Genomic DNA, 13,345 nt, shown 5'->3' on the forward strand with positions numbered 1-13,345 from the left:
CAGGGGGAGGAAGGGGAATGCTCGGATACCTCGGTGGATGGTTGAGTCATTACCTGAGCCAGCCCCTGCCCGGTGCGCGATCACTGACGCCCGTGAATCTCGAGCAATTGGCGGCCAGTATCGCGCCGGGCGATGTCCTGCTGGTCGAGGGCAACACCCGTATCAGTACGGCGATCAAGTACCTGACCCAGTCGACCTGGTCCCACGCCGCTCTCTATGTGGGCGAGGCCTACGCCGAGGCGGGGGGTGGCGAGCAGGGAGTGATCGAGGTCGATATCCGCGAGGGCGTTCGCCGTGTCGGTCTGGGTGACTTCACCGGGTTTCACTGCCGCATCTGTCGTCCGGTGGGGCTGAACGACGAGGAACGATGCGCGGTGATCGATCACGTGGGGCGTCGCCTGGGGTACCGTTACGACATGCGCAACATCGTCGACCTGGCGCGCTATCTGCTGCCGGAGCCGCCGGTGCCGATGCGCTGGCGGCGTCGCATGTTGGCCTTCGGTAGCGGCGATCCGACCCGGGCAATCTGTTCCACCTTGATCGCCGAGGCCTTCCAGTCGATTCGCTATCCGATCCTGCCACGCATTTCTCAGGCACAGTCGCTGGATCCCGGTTGCTGGGGCTGCGAGATCGAAGTGCTCTATCCCAGGCATTTTACCCATTTCGTGCCGCGCGATTTCGATGTCTCTCCTTACTTTCACATCATCAAGCCGACTCTGGAAGCGCACTTTGACTTTCGCCGCCTGAACTGGGGAGACACAGGGGTCACGACGGATGAGGGTCGGTCCGAGGCGCTGCGAAACGAGTCGGATCGTCGCTGATCACGCCGTGAACCCCCCATTCCCAGCGTGGGGCGAAGGCGGTCGGGTCGTTGGCCGTGTAGCACAGCAGCGCATGACCGGCCTGGACGATGTCACGGGCGCGGGAGGCGCGCAGGCGTCGCCAGTCGACGTGCACGCTGTAGGCGTCGATGGCGTCGCAGCGGGCGGCCCAGTCGCGGGGGACCCGCTCGAACAGGGCGCCCAAAGGGAGACGTTCGGCCGGCGCCTGACGTCGCGCGTGGGCCAGGGCAGTGACATCGAAGGACGAGACGATCAGTCGTTCGGCCGGCAGGGCCTCGAGCAGTGTCGGCAGGGTACGCTCGACCAGGGCCAGGGGATCACGGCCGCGGTTGATCTTGAGCTCAAGGTTCAGGCCCAGTTCCCGTTCATCAATCAATGCCAGCATGCGGTCCAGGGTCGCCATGGGTTCGCCGGCGAAGGTGACGTCGAACCAGCTGCCGGCATCGAGCCGCCCGGCCTGTCTGATATCCAGGTCGGCCAGCCGGCCGCGGCCGTCCGAGCAGCGAGCGACGTCCCGGTCATGCCAGATCACCGGGGTGCCGTCGCCGAGCAGTTGGACGTCAAGCTCGACCCAGCGACAGCCGGCCTCATGGGCCGCTTGCACGGCGGCCAGGGTGTTTTCCGGCGCCCGGGCCGAGAGGCCGCGATGGGCGATCAGGCGAGGCGGGACGAGGGACTGCTGGCGCATGAAGGGGCATCCTTGTCATCGAGTCGTCGACCGGTCTCGAGGTCGAAGAGGTGCAGGCGGCCGGCATCGGGGCGCAGATACAGCCTATCGCCTTCGGCCACTGGCTGGACACCGTCGAGGCGTGCCACCAGCGGATCGTCCTGACCGTCTAGCCTGACGTGGGCGAGGGTATCGGCACCCAGGGGTTCGACCAGCTCGACCCGGGCGGTCAGGGTCGTGTCGTCGGCCTCGTCGACTCGCGATAAATGTTCGGGGCGGATGCCCAGGCAGACGGCATGATCCTTGGCGTCATGGGACGCTGGCGCAGCGATTCGAGAGCCACAGGGCAGCGTCAGGGTGTCCCCCATGTGGCGGGCATCGAGGAAGTTCATCGCCGGTGAGCCGATGAAGCCCGCCACGAAGCGGCTGGCCGGGCGCTCGTAGAGATGCATCGGGGTGCCGACCTGTTCGATATGGCCACCGTTCATCACCACCAGGCGGTCTGCCAGGGTCATGGCCTCGACCTGATCGTGGGTGACATAGACGGCGGTGACGCCGAGTCGCTTCTGGAGGCGGCGGATCTCGATGCGCATCTGTACGCGCAGCTTGGCGTCGAGATTGGAGAGCGGCTCGTCGAACAGGAAGACCTTGGGCTCGCGGACGATGGCGCGGCCCATGGCCACCCGCTGGCGCTGGCCACCGGAAAGCTGCCGGGGGCGCCGGTCGAGCAGTTCCTCGAGACCGATCAGCCGGGCGGTCTCCTCGACCCTGCGTCGGCGTTCGGCCTTGGGGACGCCCCGGTTCTTCAAGGCATAGCCCATGTTATCGGCCACGCTCATGTGAGGGTAGAGGGCATAGTTCTGGAACACCATGGCGATATCGCGCTCGGCGGGTTCCAGGTCGTTGACGCGGCGGCCGTCGATGGCGAGCTCACCGTCGCTGATCGATTCCAGACCGGCCAGCATGCGCAGCAGGGTGGACTTGCCGCAGCCCGAGGGACCGACCACCACGATCAATTCGCCATCGTCGATCGCCAGATCGATGCCGTGCAGGGCGGCGAAGCCATTGGGATAGGTCTTGCTTAGGGCATTCAGGCGGAGCGTGGCCATAGGTGTCTCTTGTGTCCGGTGAAGTGTGTCATTTCTCGGCGTCGACCAGCCCCTTCACGAAGTAGCGCTGCATCAGCACGATCACCGCCACGGGTGGGAGCATCGCCAGCAGGGCGGTGGCCATGACGGCTTGCCAGGGCACCAGATTGTCGGCCGAGGACAGCAGGCGCTTGAGGCTGACCACGATCGTCATGTAATCCGATTCGGTGGTGATCAGCAGCGGCCAGAGGTACTGGTTCCAGCCGTAGAGAAACATGATCACGAACAGGGCAGCGATGTTGGTCTTCGACAGCGGCAGCAGGATGTCCTTGAGGAAGCGCCAGGGGCCGGCGCCATCGACACGAGCCGCCTCGAGCAGTTCCGGCGGCACGGTGAGGTAGAACTGGCGGAACAGGAAGGTAGCGGTGGCGCTGGCGATCAACGGCAGGATCAGGCCGGCATAGGAGTTCAGCAGGTTGAGGTCGGCCGCGATCTTGTAGGTGGGCATGATGCGCACCTCCACCGGCAGCATCAGGGTGATGAAGATCAACCAGAAACACAGCCGGCGCAACGGAAAGCGAAAGAAGACGATGGCATAGGCGGCGAGAATGGCGATGAAGATCTTGCCGCAGGCGATGCCCAGTGCCATCACCGTCGAGTTGAGCAGCAGCCGGGTCACGTCGGTGCCCAGCCGGGCCACCGGCTCGCTGAGGATGGCGCTGAAGTTGCTCAGCCCCTGATCACCGAGCCACAGCGGGGCGGTGCCGGTGTACAGCGAGGACTGGTCGTGGGTGGCGGCGGTGAAGGCCAGCCAGACGGGTAGACAGAAGACGATCAGGGCCAGTATCAGCAGGCCATGGCTGGCGATGTCGAGGCCGGGACGGCGGTAGCGCATCGTGAGGGTTCTCCCGAGTCAGTACTGGACCTTGCGTTCGAGGTAGCGGAACTGCAACAGGGTCAGCAGTCCTACCAGCAGCATCAGCAGCACCGACTGGGCCGCGCTGGAGCCCAGGTCGTAGCCGATGAAGCCGTCTTCATACACCTTGTAGACCAGAGTGCGCGTCGCGCCTCCCGGGCCGCCCGCCGTGGTGGCGTCGATGGTGCCGAAGGTCTCGAAGAAGGCATAGACGCTGTTCATCACCAGCAGGAAGAAACTGGTCGGTGACAGCAAGGGAAAGGTGATGGTCCAGAAGCGTCGCCAGGGACCGGCGCCGTCGATGGCTGCCGCTTCCAGCAGGCTCTTCGGAATGGCCTGGAGGCCGGCCAGGAAGAACACGAAGTTGTAGCTCATCTGCTTCCAGATCGAGGCCATCACCACCAGCGTCATGGCCTGGCCGCCGTTGAGCTGATGATTCCAGTCGACGCCGAGCGTGCCGAGCCAGGCGCTGACCAGGCCGAGCTCGGGGTCGAGCATGAACATCCACAGCACGCCGGCCACCGCCGGCGCCACGGCATAGGGCCAGATCAACAGTGTCTTGTAGGCGTGGGCCCCCTTGATCACTCGGTCGGCGAGCACCGCCAACAGCAGCGCGAGCGCCATGGCGCCGAGCGCCACGCCGACGCTGAAGGTCACGGTAATGCCCAGCGCCCGGTAATACTCCGTCGAAGCGAGCACACGGGTAAAGTTCTCGAAGGCGACGAAGGTACGGCCGAGGCCGAAAGGGTCCTCGACATAGAAAGCCTGGAGCACGGCCTGGGCAGCCGGCCAGAAGAAAAAGACCGCGACGATGGCCAGCTGCGGAGCCAGCAGCAGCCAGGGGGTGAGGCGGTGACGTTGAAAAGTCGCCATGGTCATCCGTCTTGGCTATCAGGGAGGGGCCGGAACGTCCGGAGACGTTCCGGCGGAGGCGTACCGGTTCAGCCGTTGGCCTGCTGGAAGCGCTCCAGCAGTTCGTTACTGCGGCGCACGGCCTCGTCCATGCCTTCCTGGACGCCGATGTCGCCGTTGAAGATCTTTTCCAGCTGCTCTTCGATCACATCACGAATCTGCGGCATGTTACCCAGGCGCAGCCCCTTGGAATTGGCCGTGGGTGTGACGCCGGTCATCTGTTCGATAGAGACGTCGCTGCCGGGGTTTTCTTCGTAGAAGCCCTGTTCCTGGCCCAGCTCGTAGGCGGCTTCGGTGATCGGCAGGTAACCGGAGAACTGATGCCAGTCGGCCTGGACCTCGGCGGAGGAGAGGTAATCGAAGAACTCGGCAACGCCCTGGTAGACCTCGTCGTTCTGTCCCGCCAGGACCCACAGCGAGGCACCGCCGATGATGCTGTTCTGCGGCGTGTCGATGAGCTCGCTGGAGTAGGGAAGCGGTGCCACGGAGAACTCGAAGTCCTTGGCGTTGGCACGTACCCCGGCGAGGGAGGCAGAAGAGGCCATCAGCATGGCGCAACGGCCGGTGTAGAAGGCCGGTGCGGCTTCGTCGAAGCGGCCGCCATAGTCGAAGCGGCCATCCTGCTGCCAGTCGGTCAGACGCTGGATGTGGTCGACGGCGGCGGTCTCGTTGAGGGTCAAGCGTGCGCCCAGACCGCCGAAGCCGTTTTCCTCGGTGGCGAAGGGTAGGTCGTGGCGGGCGGAAAAGTTCTCGAGCTGGATCCAGGAGGGCCAGGTGGTGGTCATACCGCATTCGGCGGCGCCGGAGTCGACGATCTGGCCGAGGGTTTCGCCGAGCCCCTCCCAGGTGGCCGGTACCTCGTCCACGCCGGCCTCGGCAAGGATGTCGCGATTGACGTAGACCACCGGTGTCGAGGAGTTGAAGGGCATGGACAGCATCTGACCATCGGAGGTCGTGTAGTACCCCGTGACCGCCGGGAGGAAGGCGTCCGGGTCGAAGTCGAGGCCTGACTCGGCCATCAGCTCGTGCGCCGGCACGATGGCGCCTTCGGCATTCATCATGGTGGCGGTGCCGACCTCGTAGATCTGCACGATGGCCGGTGCCTCGTTGGCACGAAAGGCGGCGATGGCACTGGTCATGGTTTCGGAGTAGTTGCCGCGAAACGACGGTTTGACGGTGTAGTCATCCTGGGACTCGTTGAAGTTTTTGGCGATCTCATCGACCTTGTTGCCCAGCTCTCCGCCCATGGCATGCCACCAGGCGATCTCGGTGGCCCCCTGGGCGGAAAGCGACAGGCCGGCAGCGGCCATCCCCAGGGTCAATGCTCCAGCGTGGATACGCGACATCGGTGTCTCCTTGTCTTGTCGGGTCTTGCAACGAGTAAGCCCGAGCCATGCGACGGCCTGGGCAGTCGGGCCTTGGCACATTAGGTCATGACGATGACAACTCCATGAAAGCTAGATCACGACATCGAGCGCCGCCATGCTGCGGATGCGAGATGCGAGATGCGAGATGCGAGATGCGAGATGCGAGATGCGAGATGCGAGATGCGAGATGCGAGATGCGAGAGGCGAGAGGCGAGAGGCGAGAGGCGAGAGGCGAGAGGCGAGAGGCGAGAGGCGGGGGAGCGTGGCGGGTGAATATGGTAGGCTGCGCGACTTGTATCGAGGCGTGATGGACGAGGAAGAGTCGATGAGAGTGGTGCATGTCAAGAACGAAGCCCAGCGCGAGGCGTGCCTGGCGCGTCTGTGTGCCGAAGTCTATGGGCATCAGGCCGGTATTGCGCCGCTGGCGACCTTTGCCGGTGTACTGGGGGTGCTGGTCAAGCAGGAGGCAGCTCGTGTGCTGGCCCTGGTCGATGAGACGTCGCAGCCGGTTGCACTGGCACTCCTGGCGCTGGACGAAGCGGGGGAAGGCATGAATGTCATGCAGCTGGCCTCGCTGGCCGAGGGTGATGCAACCGACCCGGCCGGGCGCCTGGTTGCCGAGCTGGCCTTGCGAGCGCCCTTGCGCGTGGATGCCGTGAACGAGGCGCAACAGCAGCGCTTCGAGGCCGCCGGTATCAAGCGTTGGTTCGACGGCAAGAGTGGCGTGCGTATCGGGCTGGGTCCCAAGCATCCTGCCTCGGGGCTCGATGACCTGCCGCGCACGCTGACAGTGGACGAAAACGCCGTGGCGCAATCCTTCAAGCGCGACCGCGAGGCCTTCGAGGACTACAAGCGTCGCTTCATCCGTGGCCTGGAGTCGTTTCCGCTTTCCCTGTGACGGGGAGAGAAAAGCCCGGGAGAGCCCGACATCGACACCAGGTTGATTCGAGTGTCGATGTCGGTGGGGGTAGGAAGATGCCTTATTCCTCGGTGACCTGGAAGGTCCCCTTCATGGCGGCGAAGTGACCGGGGAAGGAACAGAAGAAGGTCAGATCACGACCTGCCAGGCCCTCGGTGGAGAATTCGATGCTGGTGCTTTCGCCACCGCCGATGATCTCGGTACTGGCGAGGACGCGGTCGTCATCGGCCGGTAGGTAATCGTTCTCCAGTCCGGCCTTCATGCCTTCCTGGGACAGGGCCTGGGCGTCCTCGGTGGAGGAGAGCACCCAGTTGTGGCCCATCACGTTGGCCTTCATCGAGCCGGTGTGCTCCAGGGTCAACGTGACCGTCTCGCAGCTGGCGGGTACGCTCATCGAGTCGGTATCGAACTGCATCTGATCGTTGCTCTCGACCGTCAGGTTGCAGGCCTCGTCATCGGCGGCCAGGGTGGGTGAACTGACCAGGGCGGCCGCGAGGCCGAGGGCGGGCAACATCCAGGTGATTTTCATGAGGACGCTCCTGTTGAGTGTGTCGTCAATAAGTTTGTATTTCTGTATACACAATGATCATTGTTTTGTAGCCAACGAGATCTGTCAAGCGACTTTGGTCGACCGGCTGGCGACGACCGACTTGACCCGATGTCGGCATGGCGCTTGACTGGGCCTCTATATCGTTAGCGGCATAAGGAAGGCGTCTCATGGTCAAGCGTATCGAGTTTTCCCGTACCGGCGGCCCGGAGGTGCTCGAGCTCGTCGATGCTCCCCGTGTCGAACCACTGGCTGGTGAAGTGCGAGTCCGTCATCAGGCCGTCGGCCTTAACTTCATCGATATCTATTTTAGAACCGGTCTCTATCCGGCGCCCTCTCTGCCCTCCGGTCTGGGGACCGAGGGTGCCGGCATCGTCGAGGCCGTGGGCGATGGCGTCGAGCACCTCGCGGTGGGGGATCGGGTGGCCTACGCTCAGGGCCCCCTTGGCGCTTATGCCGAGCAGCATGTGCTGCCGGCCGACAAGGTCGTGGCGTTGCCTGACGGGGTCGACTGCGAGACGGCGGCGGCCTCGATGCTCAAGGGGCTGACCGTGCAGTATCTGCTGCGCCAGACCTACCCGCTCCAGGGCGGCGAGACGATCCTCTTTCATGCCGCCGCCGGCGGCGTGGGTTCCATCGCCTGTCAGTGGGCCCGGTCGCTCGGCGTGAAGCTGATCGGCACGGTCAGCTCTCCCGAGAAGGCGGCACTGGCCAAGGGCAATGGAGCCTGGGCAACCATTGATTACACCCGTGAGGATGTCGTCGAGCGAGTGCGAGAGCTGACCGGCGGGGCGATGTGCGACGTGGTCTACGACTCGGTCGGCAAGGATACCTGGGAAACCTCGCTGGACTGCCTGAAGACGCGTGGTCTGATGGTCAGCTTTGGTAACGCCTCGGGACCGGTCGAGGGCGTCAATATCGGCATCCTCAACCAGAAGGGCTCGCTGTTCGCGACCCGTCCTAGCCTCAACGGCTATGCGGATACCCGCGAGCGACTCGAGACCATGGCCGCCGACCTCTTCGCGATGCTTGAGAGCGGCGAGGTGACTATCGATATCGCCCAGCGCTTCCCGCTCGCCGAGGCGGGCAAGGCCCAGGAGGCGCTGGCCGGGCGCCTGACCACCGGCTCCACTATCCTGTTGCCTTGATGCCCTGTTTCGAGTTGCCTCGGGGCCGGCGGTGTCACAGCGAGGCGTCGAGTTCGCCGATCAGGCTCTCGCGCCGCTTCAGCGCGGCGAGGCCGGCGTCGCCGAGTCGGTTCGCCGCCTCGCTCAAGAGTCCTTCCACCAGCAGCATGAAGGCACACATGCTGTTGCTGAAGAACAGGCTGTGGTTGGGGACCGGAAAGCTGTAGCGGGCCACCTTGGCGAGGGGGGAACCCCGGGAGTCCGTCAGGGCGATGACGTGAATGCCCTGGCGGGCCGCCGCCTCGGCGGTGGCCAGTACACTGGGGGTATAGGGGAAGCAGCTCGCCACCACCAGCACGTCGCCCTCGTCGAGCTGGGCCAGGGCATCCGCGACGCCATGCCGTGCGGCGTCGAGCGGTGACACGTCGGGGCGCAGCATGCCCAGGCCGTAGGCCATGAACGACGCCAGCGAGGCGAACTGGCGCATGCCGTGTACCCTCACGCGGCGCGCCTCGACCAGCAATTCGGCGGCTCGAACGAAGACCTCCCCATCGATTCCCGTCACCATGTCATCGATATTGGCGCTTTCCTGGCGTCCAAGACGCGAGAGGCGGGCATGATGGTCATCGTTGTCGCCCTCACCGTCCAGCAGGCGAGAGACCTGATCGCTGTAGAAACTCTTGCCTTCGGTGACGTTACGACGGAAGACGGCCTGCAGGCCGGCGAAGCCATCGAAGCCCAGGCGTTGTGCCAGGCGGGATAGCGTGGAGGGACTAACGCCCAGGCGTTCGGCCAGGTCGCTGATCGAGGACACCGCCGCCTGCTGGGGGGCGGTGACCAGTGCGGTCAGGACATGGCGCGAGCGCTTGCCCAGGCGTACCGGACCTTCGCCGCCCTCGATGTCGGTGAGCAGCTGCTCCAAGTCTCCGAGCGTTTCGGGACGACGATAGGCGGGTGGCGTCATGGTGAATTCCGGTAGTGTCCTGAAGCGAGTGGCGATCAGGGTGGCATTGTAGCGCCTGGATGCCGGCAGCGTCAGTGATGCGTGGTCTGTGTTTGCAAATATAATTCCGTTTATACAAAATAGGAAATGTATTTGCTTTTAGCCCTGCGAGGAGGGCAGCATGAGTCACGTGTTCCACCGTCACCTGAAACAGAGTTATCCCTCCGCCGTAAGCGGCGAGGGCCCGTACTTGATCGATGCCGAGGGGCGTCGTTACCTGGATGCCTGCGGTGGAGCGGCCGTGTCCTGCCTGGGCCACAGCGATGCCGAAGTGGTCGAGGCGATCCGCGAGCAGGTGGGGCGGCTGGCCTATGCCCACAGCTCGTTTTTCACCACCGAGCCGATGGAGGCGCTGGCCGACTTTCTGGTCGAACGCGCCCCGGAGGGACTATCGTCGGTCTATTTCGTCTCAGGCGGCTCCGAGGCGGTGGAGGCGGCACTGAAGCTGGCCCGGCAGTATTTCATCGAGCGTGGCGAGCCTGAGCGCAGGCACCTGATCGCGCGTCGCCAGAGCTATCACGGCAACACCCTCGGCGCCTTGGCCACCGGTGGCAATGCCTGGCGGCGTCGCCAGTTCGAGCCACTGCTGGTGGAGGTCAGTCACGTCAGCCCCTGCTATGCCTATCGCGGCCAGGCGCCGGGCGAGACCCCGGAGGCCTATGGCGAGCGCCTGGCCGCTGAGCTGGAGGCCGAGATTCAGCGGCTGGGTCCACAGACGGTGATGGCCTTCGTCGCCGAGCCGGTGGTCGGAGCGACCCTGGGGGCGGTGCCTGCCGTACCGGGCTACTTCAAACGCGTGCGCGAGATTTGCGACCGCCACGGCATCCTGCTGATCCTCGACGAGGTAATGTGCGGCATGGGACGCACCGGCAGCTTGTTCGCCGCCGAGCAGGAGGGCGTGTCGCCGGACCTGGTGACCATCGCCAAGGGCTTGGGAGCCGGCTACCAGCCAATCGGCGCGACCCTGGTCGGCGAACGGATTCGTACGGCCATCGCCGAGGGCTCGGGCTTCTTCCAGCACGGCCATACCTATATCGGCCATGCCACTGCTTGTGCCGCGGCGCTGGCGGTGCAACGGGCCATCGAATCGCGCGACCTGCTGTCCCGTGTGCAGCGTCTTGGCGAGGGGTTGCAGCGGCGGCTCGAGGAGCGCTTCGGCGAGCATCCCCATGTCGGCGACATACGCGGGCGGGGGCTGTTCCGCGGCCTCGAGCTGGTGGCCGACCGCGCGGACAAGGCGCCGTTCGACCCGTCGCGCAAGTTGCATGCCACTATCAAGCGCACCGCCATGGACGAGGGCCTGATGTGCTATCCGATGGGCGGCACCCTCGATGGCCAGTCGGGCGATCATATCCTGCTGGCGCCGCCGTTCATCCTCGAGGAAGCCCATCTGGACGAGATCGTCGACAAGCTCGATGCCACCCTGAAGACCGTCCTTGGCCATCATTGAAGGAGACCGACCATGACCATCGAGTCCCGACTCTCACCGCTGGACGAGGCGCGGATGGACGCGGAACAGCGCCGCGTGCTGGATGCCATCCTCAGCGGCCCGCGCGGCAACCTGGACGGTCCCTTCCTGGCCTGGATTCACAGCCCGGCACTGGCCGACCATGCCCAGCGTCTGGGGGCCTTCTGCCGCTATGATACCCGCCTGGAACTGAGGCTGACGGAGCTTGCGATCCTGTTCACCGCCGCCTGGTGGCAGTCCCAGGCGGAATGGCAGATCCACGAGCCCATCGCCCGCGAGGCCGGCGTCTCCGAGGCGGTGATCGAGGCCCTGCGTGAGGGGAGGGAACCCGATTTCGAACGCGACGACGAGGCGCTGGTGGTGCGTCTTGGCCAATCGCTCTATCGCACCCGGCGCGTCGATGACACGCTCTACGCCGAGGCCGTGGCGGCCTTCGGCGAGCCCGCGGTGGTCGAATTGGTGGGGGTGTTCGGCTACTACGCCCTGGTGGCCATGACGCTCAACGTCTTCGAGGTGCGTCGTGGCAGTGCTCCGCTGCCGTTCCCCGAGCCGCCCGCCTCGTGAATGCCCGGGTGGCGCCACGACGCGAGACGGACTGAACAGCGGATTCGGGTAGACAGAGTGTCCCCGGCGGTTTCGATGCGGCTATGCTGGTGTCATTGCCATTGTCATGGATGACCGAACCACATGACCGACAGCACCCTGGTCTTCATGCTCCTGGGCCTGACCCTTGCCGCCTTCGTCTGGGGGCGGTTTCGCTATGACCTTGTCGCGCTGGCCGCGCTGCTGATATCGGTGTTGCTGGGACTGGTACCGGCGGAGGAGGCGTTTCTCGGCTTCGGTCACCCGGCGGTGATCACGGTAGCGGCGGTGCTGGTCCTTAGTCGCGGATTCGAGCGCTCCGGCCTGGTCGATTGGATCGCCGAACAGGCGCTCAAGGTCGGTGATCGTCTGTTGCTGCAACTTCTGGTGCTGACCGGTACGGTGCTGGTGCTGTCGGGGGTGATGAACAATGTCGGTGCCCTGGCGCTGATGCTGCCGGTGGCGATCCGCATGGCGCGCGAGCATGGCACCCCGCCGTCGCTGCTGTTGATGCCGTTGGCCTTCGGGTCGTTGTTGGGCGGCCTGACCACCCTGATCGGTACGCCGCCCAACATCATCATTTCCAGTTATCGCGGCTCCCTGGATGCCGAAAGCTTCGGCATGTTCTCGTTCTTTCCCGTGGGGGCGACCGTCGCCCTGGCCGGGCTCGGCTTTATCGTGCTGCTGGGCTGGCGTCTGGTGCCCAAGCGTGCCGGCAGCGCTTCCACCGAGGCAATGTTCGATACCGCCCATTATCTGGTGGAACTGCGCGTCCCGGAGAAGGCCAGGGCGGCCGGTTGGACGCTATACGAACTGCGCCAAGCCATCGACGAATCCGTCCCGGTGCTGGCGGTGGTGCGTGGCGAGCAGCGTCACGCCGGGCATGCCTTTCATGGTGTGCTGCGAGAAGGGGATATCCTGCTGGTGGAAGCCGGACCCGAGGAGATGAAGCTGCTCGAAGACAAGGCGGGCCTGGAGGTTGGCCCCGAGCCCAGTGACGAGCCCGCATCGGGGGAGGACAGCGGGGACGTCGAGCCGGTCGATACCGAAGGGTTGCACCTGGTGGAAGCGGTAGTGCGCAACGATGCCATGATGATCAATCGCACCGTGGCCCAGTTGCGCCTGCAGAACCAGTATGGCCTGCACCTGGTCGCGGTGGCCCGGGACGGCGGCCGGCTCAATCAGCGGTTGCGGGATATTCGATTTCGACCCGGTGACGTGCTGCTGCTGCAAGGCAGTGAAGGCGAGCTCGCCGAGAGTCTGGCGACCCTGGGGTGCCTGCCGCTGGCCAAGCGCGACCTGACCATCGGCCAGCCACGCCTTCTGCTGGTGTCGGTGATGATCTTTGCCGTTGCCATCCTGGCCATGGTACTGGACCTGTTGCCCTCATCCGTGGCGCTGGCCGGGGCGGCGCTCATCTCGTTGCTGGCGGGGGTGCTGCCGCTGCGCGAGGGGTATCAGGCCATCGACGGGCCGGTGATCGTGTTGCTGGGCGCCATGATACCGGTGGGGCAGGCGCTGGAGACCAGTGGCGGGGCCGCCTTGATCGCCGAGGCGATGCTGACGCTGGGCAGCGACTGGCCGGTGGTCGTGACCCTGGCGGGACTCTTCCTGCTGAGCACCCTGCTGTCCAACGTGGTCAATAACGCCGCTGCTGCCCTGCTGATGGCACCCATTGCGGCGAGCCTGGCCAAGGGATTCGATGCCTCCCTGGATCCCTTCCTGATGGTGGTGGCGGTCAGCGCCTCCTGTGCCTTCCTGACACCCATTGGCCACCAATCCAATACTCTGGTGATGGGGCCCGGCGGGTACCGCTTCGGCGATTACTGGTGGCTGGGGTTGCCGCTGTCGCTGGTGGTGATGGTCGTGACCGTGCCGATGGTGTTGCTGGTCTGGCCGGTCTGAGA

13 protein-coding genes are annotated in these 13,345 nt (G+C 65.0%); 6 read left to right on the plus strand and 7 right to left on the minus strand.

Annotated elements, in window-relative coordinates:
• Nucleotides 1-17 precede the first annotated feature (17 nt).
• Nucleotides 18-821 carry a YiiX/YebB-like N1pC/P60 family cysteine hydrolase gene (locus RSO41_RS14995; protein ID WP_315619977.1) on the plus strand — a complete coding sequence of 268 codons (804 nt, stop codon included), beginning with the start codon at nt 18-20 and terminating at the stop codon, nt 819-821.
• On the opposite strand, the gene RSO41_RS15000 is transcribed toward RSO41_RS14995, so the two are convergent.
• From RSO41_RS15000 to ugpB, 5 genes are all read right to left on the minus strand, one after another.
• On the minus strand, nt 766-1,530 hold the full coding sequence (locus tag RSO41_RS15000) for a glycerophosphoryl diester phosphodiesterase (RefSeq protein ID WP_315619978.1): 765 nt from the start codon (nt 1,528-1,530) through the stop codon (nt 766-768). The two genes, RSO41_RS14995 and RSO41_RS15000, sit on opposite strands and share 56 nt — an antisense overlap.
• Nucleotides 1,497-2,618: a sn-glycerol-3-phosphate import ATP-binding protein UgpC gene (locus RSO41_RS15005; protein ID WP_315619979.1), complete on the minus strand. Its 1,122-nt coding sequence runs from the start codon at nt 2,616-2,618 to the stop codon at nt 1,497-1,499. The genes RSO41_RS15000 and RSO41_RS15005 overlap by 34 nt, the downstream gene beginning before the upstream one ends.
• Before the next feature lie 28 nt (nt 2,619-2,646).
• Nucleotides 2,647-3,492, minus strand: coding sequence for a sn-glycerol-3-phosphate ABC transporter permease UgpE (gene ugpE, locus RSO41_RS15010; RefSeq protein ID WP_315619980.1), 846 nt, complete (start codon nt 3,490-3,492; stop codon nt 2,647-2,649).
• 18 nt (nt 3,493-3,510) lie between these two features.
• Nucleotides 3,511-4,386: a sn-glycerol-3-phosphate ABC transporter permease UgpA gene (gene ugpA, locus RSO41_RS15015; RefSeq protein ID WP_410000343.1), complete on the minus strand. Its 876-nt coding sequence runs from the start codon at nt 4,384-4,386 to the stop codon at nt 3,511-3,513.
• A 68-nt stretch (nt 4,387-4,454) separates the two neighbouring features.
• On the minus strand, nt 4,455-5,771 hold the full coding sequence (gene ugpB, locus RSO41_RS15020) for a sn-glycerol-3-phosphate ABC transporter substrate-binding protein UgpB (protein ID WP_315619982.1): 1,317 nt from the start codon (nt 5,769-5,771) through the stop codon (nt 4,455-4,457).
• A 346-nt stretch (nt 5,772-6,117) separates the two neighbouring features.
• On the opposite strand from ugpB, the gene RSO41_RS15025 reads away from it, so the two are divergent.
• Complete coding sequence (locus RSO41_RS15025; protein ID WP_315619983.1) at nt 6,118-6,690, plus strand: hypothetical protein; 573 nt, start codon at nt 6,118-6,120, stop codon at nt 6,688-6,690.
• Between the two features lie 82 nt (nt 6,691-6,772).
• Here RSO41_RS15025 and azu read toward each other — a convergent pair whose 3' ends face one another.
• Entirely contained in the window at nt 6,773-7,240 is a 468-nt protein-coding gene (azu, locus tag RSO41_RS15030; protein WP_315619984.1) for an azurin, read from the minus strand.
• Between the two features lie 188 nt (nt 7,241-7,428).
• Here azu and RSO41_RS15035 point away from each other — a divergent pair, with 188 nt between their 5' ends.
• Nucleotides 7,429-8,406, plus strand: coding sequence for an NADPH:quinone reductase (locus tag RSO41_RS15035; protein ID WP_315619985.1), 978 nt, complete (start codon nt 7,429-7,431; stop codon nt 8,404-8,406).
• A 34-nt stretch (nt 8,407-8,440) separates the two neighbouring features.
• Here RSO41_RS15035 and RSO41_RS15040 read toward each other — a convergent pair whose 3' ends face one another.
• Entirely contained in the window at nt 8,441-9,349 is a 909-nt protein-coding gene (locus RSO41_RS15040; RefSeq protein WP_315619986.1) for a MurR/RpiR family transcriptional regulator, read from the minus strand.
• 160 nt (nt 9,350-9,509) lie between these two features.
• Between RSO41_RS15040 and RSO41_RS15045 the strand changes: the two genes are divergently transcribed.
• The 3 genes from RSO41_RS15045 (at nt 9,510) to RSO41_RS15055 (ending at nt 13,343) form a co-directional block, all read left to right on the plus strand.
• Entirely contained in the window at nt 9,510-10,838 is a 1,329-nt protein-coding gene (locus RSO41_RS15045) for an aspartate aminotransferase family protein (RefSeq protein WP_315619987.1), read from the plus strand.
• Nucleotides 10,839-10,850: 12 nt separating this feature from the next.
• Nucleotides 10,851-11,420 (plus strand): carboxymuconolactone decarboxylase family protein, encoded by a 570-nt coding sequence (locus RSO41_RS15050; protein ID WP_315619988.1) that lies wholly within the window; start codon nt 10,851-10,853, stop codon nt 11,418-11,420.
• Between the two features lie 123 nt (nt 11,421-11,543).
• On the plus strand, nt 11,544-13,343 hold the full coding sequence (locus tag RSO41_RS15055) for an SLC13 family permease (RefSeq protein WP_315619989.1): 1,800 nt from the start codon (nt 11,544-11,546) through the stop codon (nt 13,341-13,343).
• The last annotated feature ends 2 nt before the right edge of the window (nt 13,344-13,345 follow it).

This window comes from Halomonas sp. I1, from assembly GCF_032334135.1.
Lineage (GTDB): Bacteria > Pseudomonadota > Gammaproteobacteria > Pseudomonadales > Halomonadaceae > Halomonas.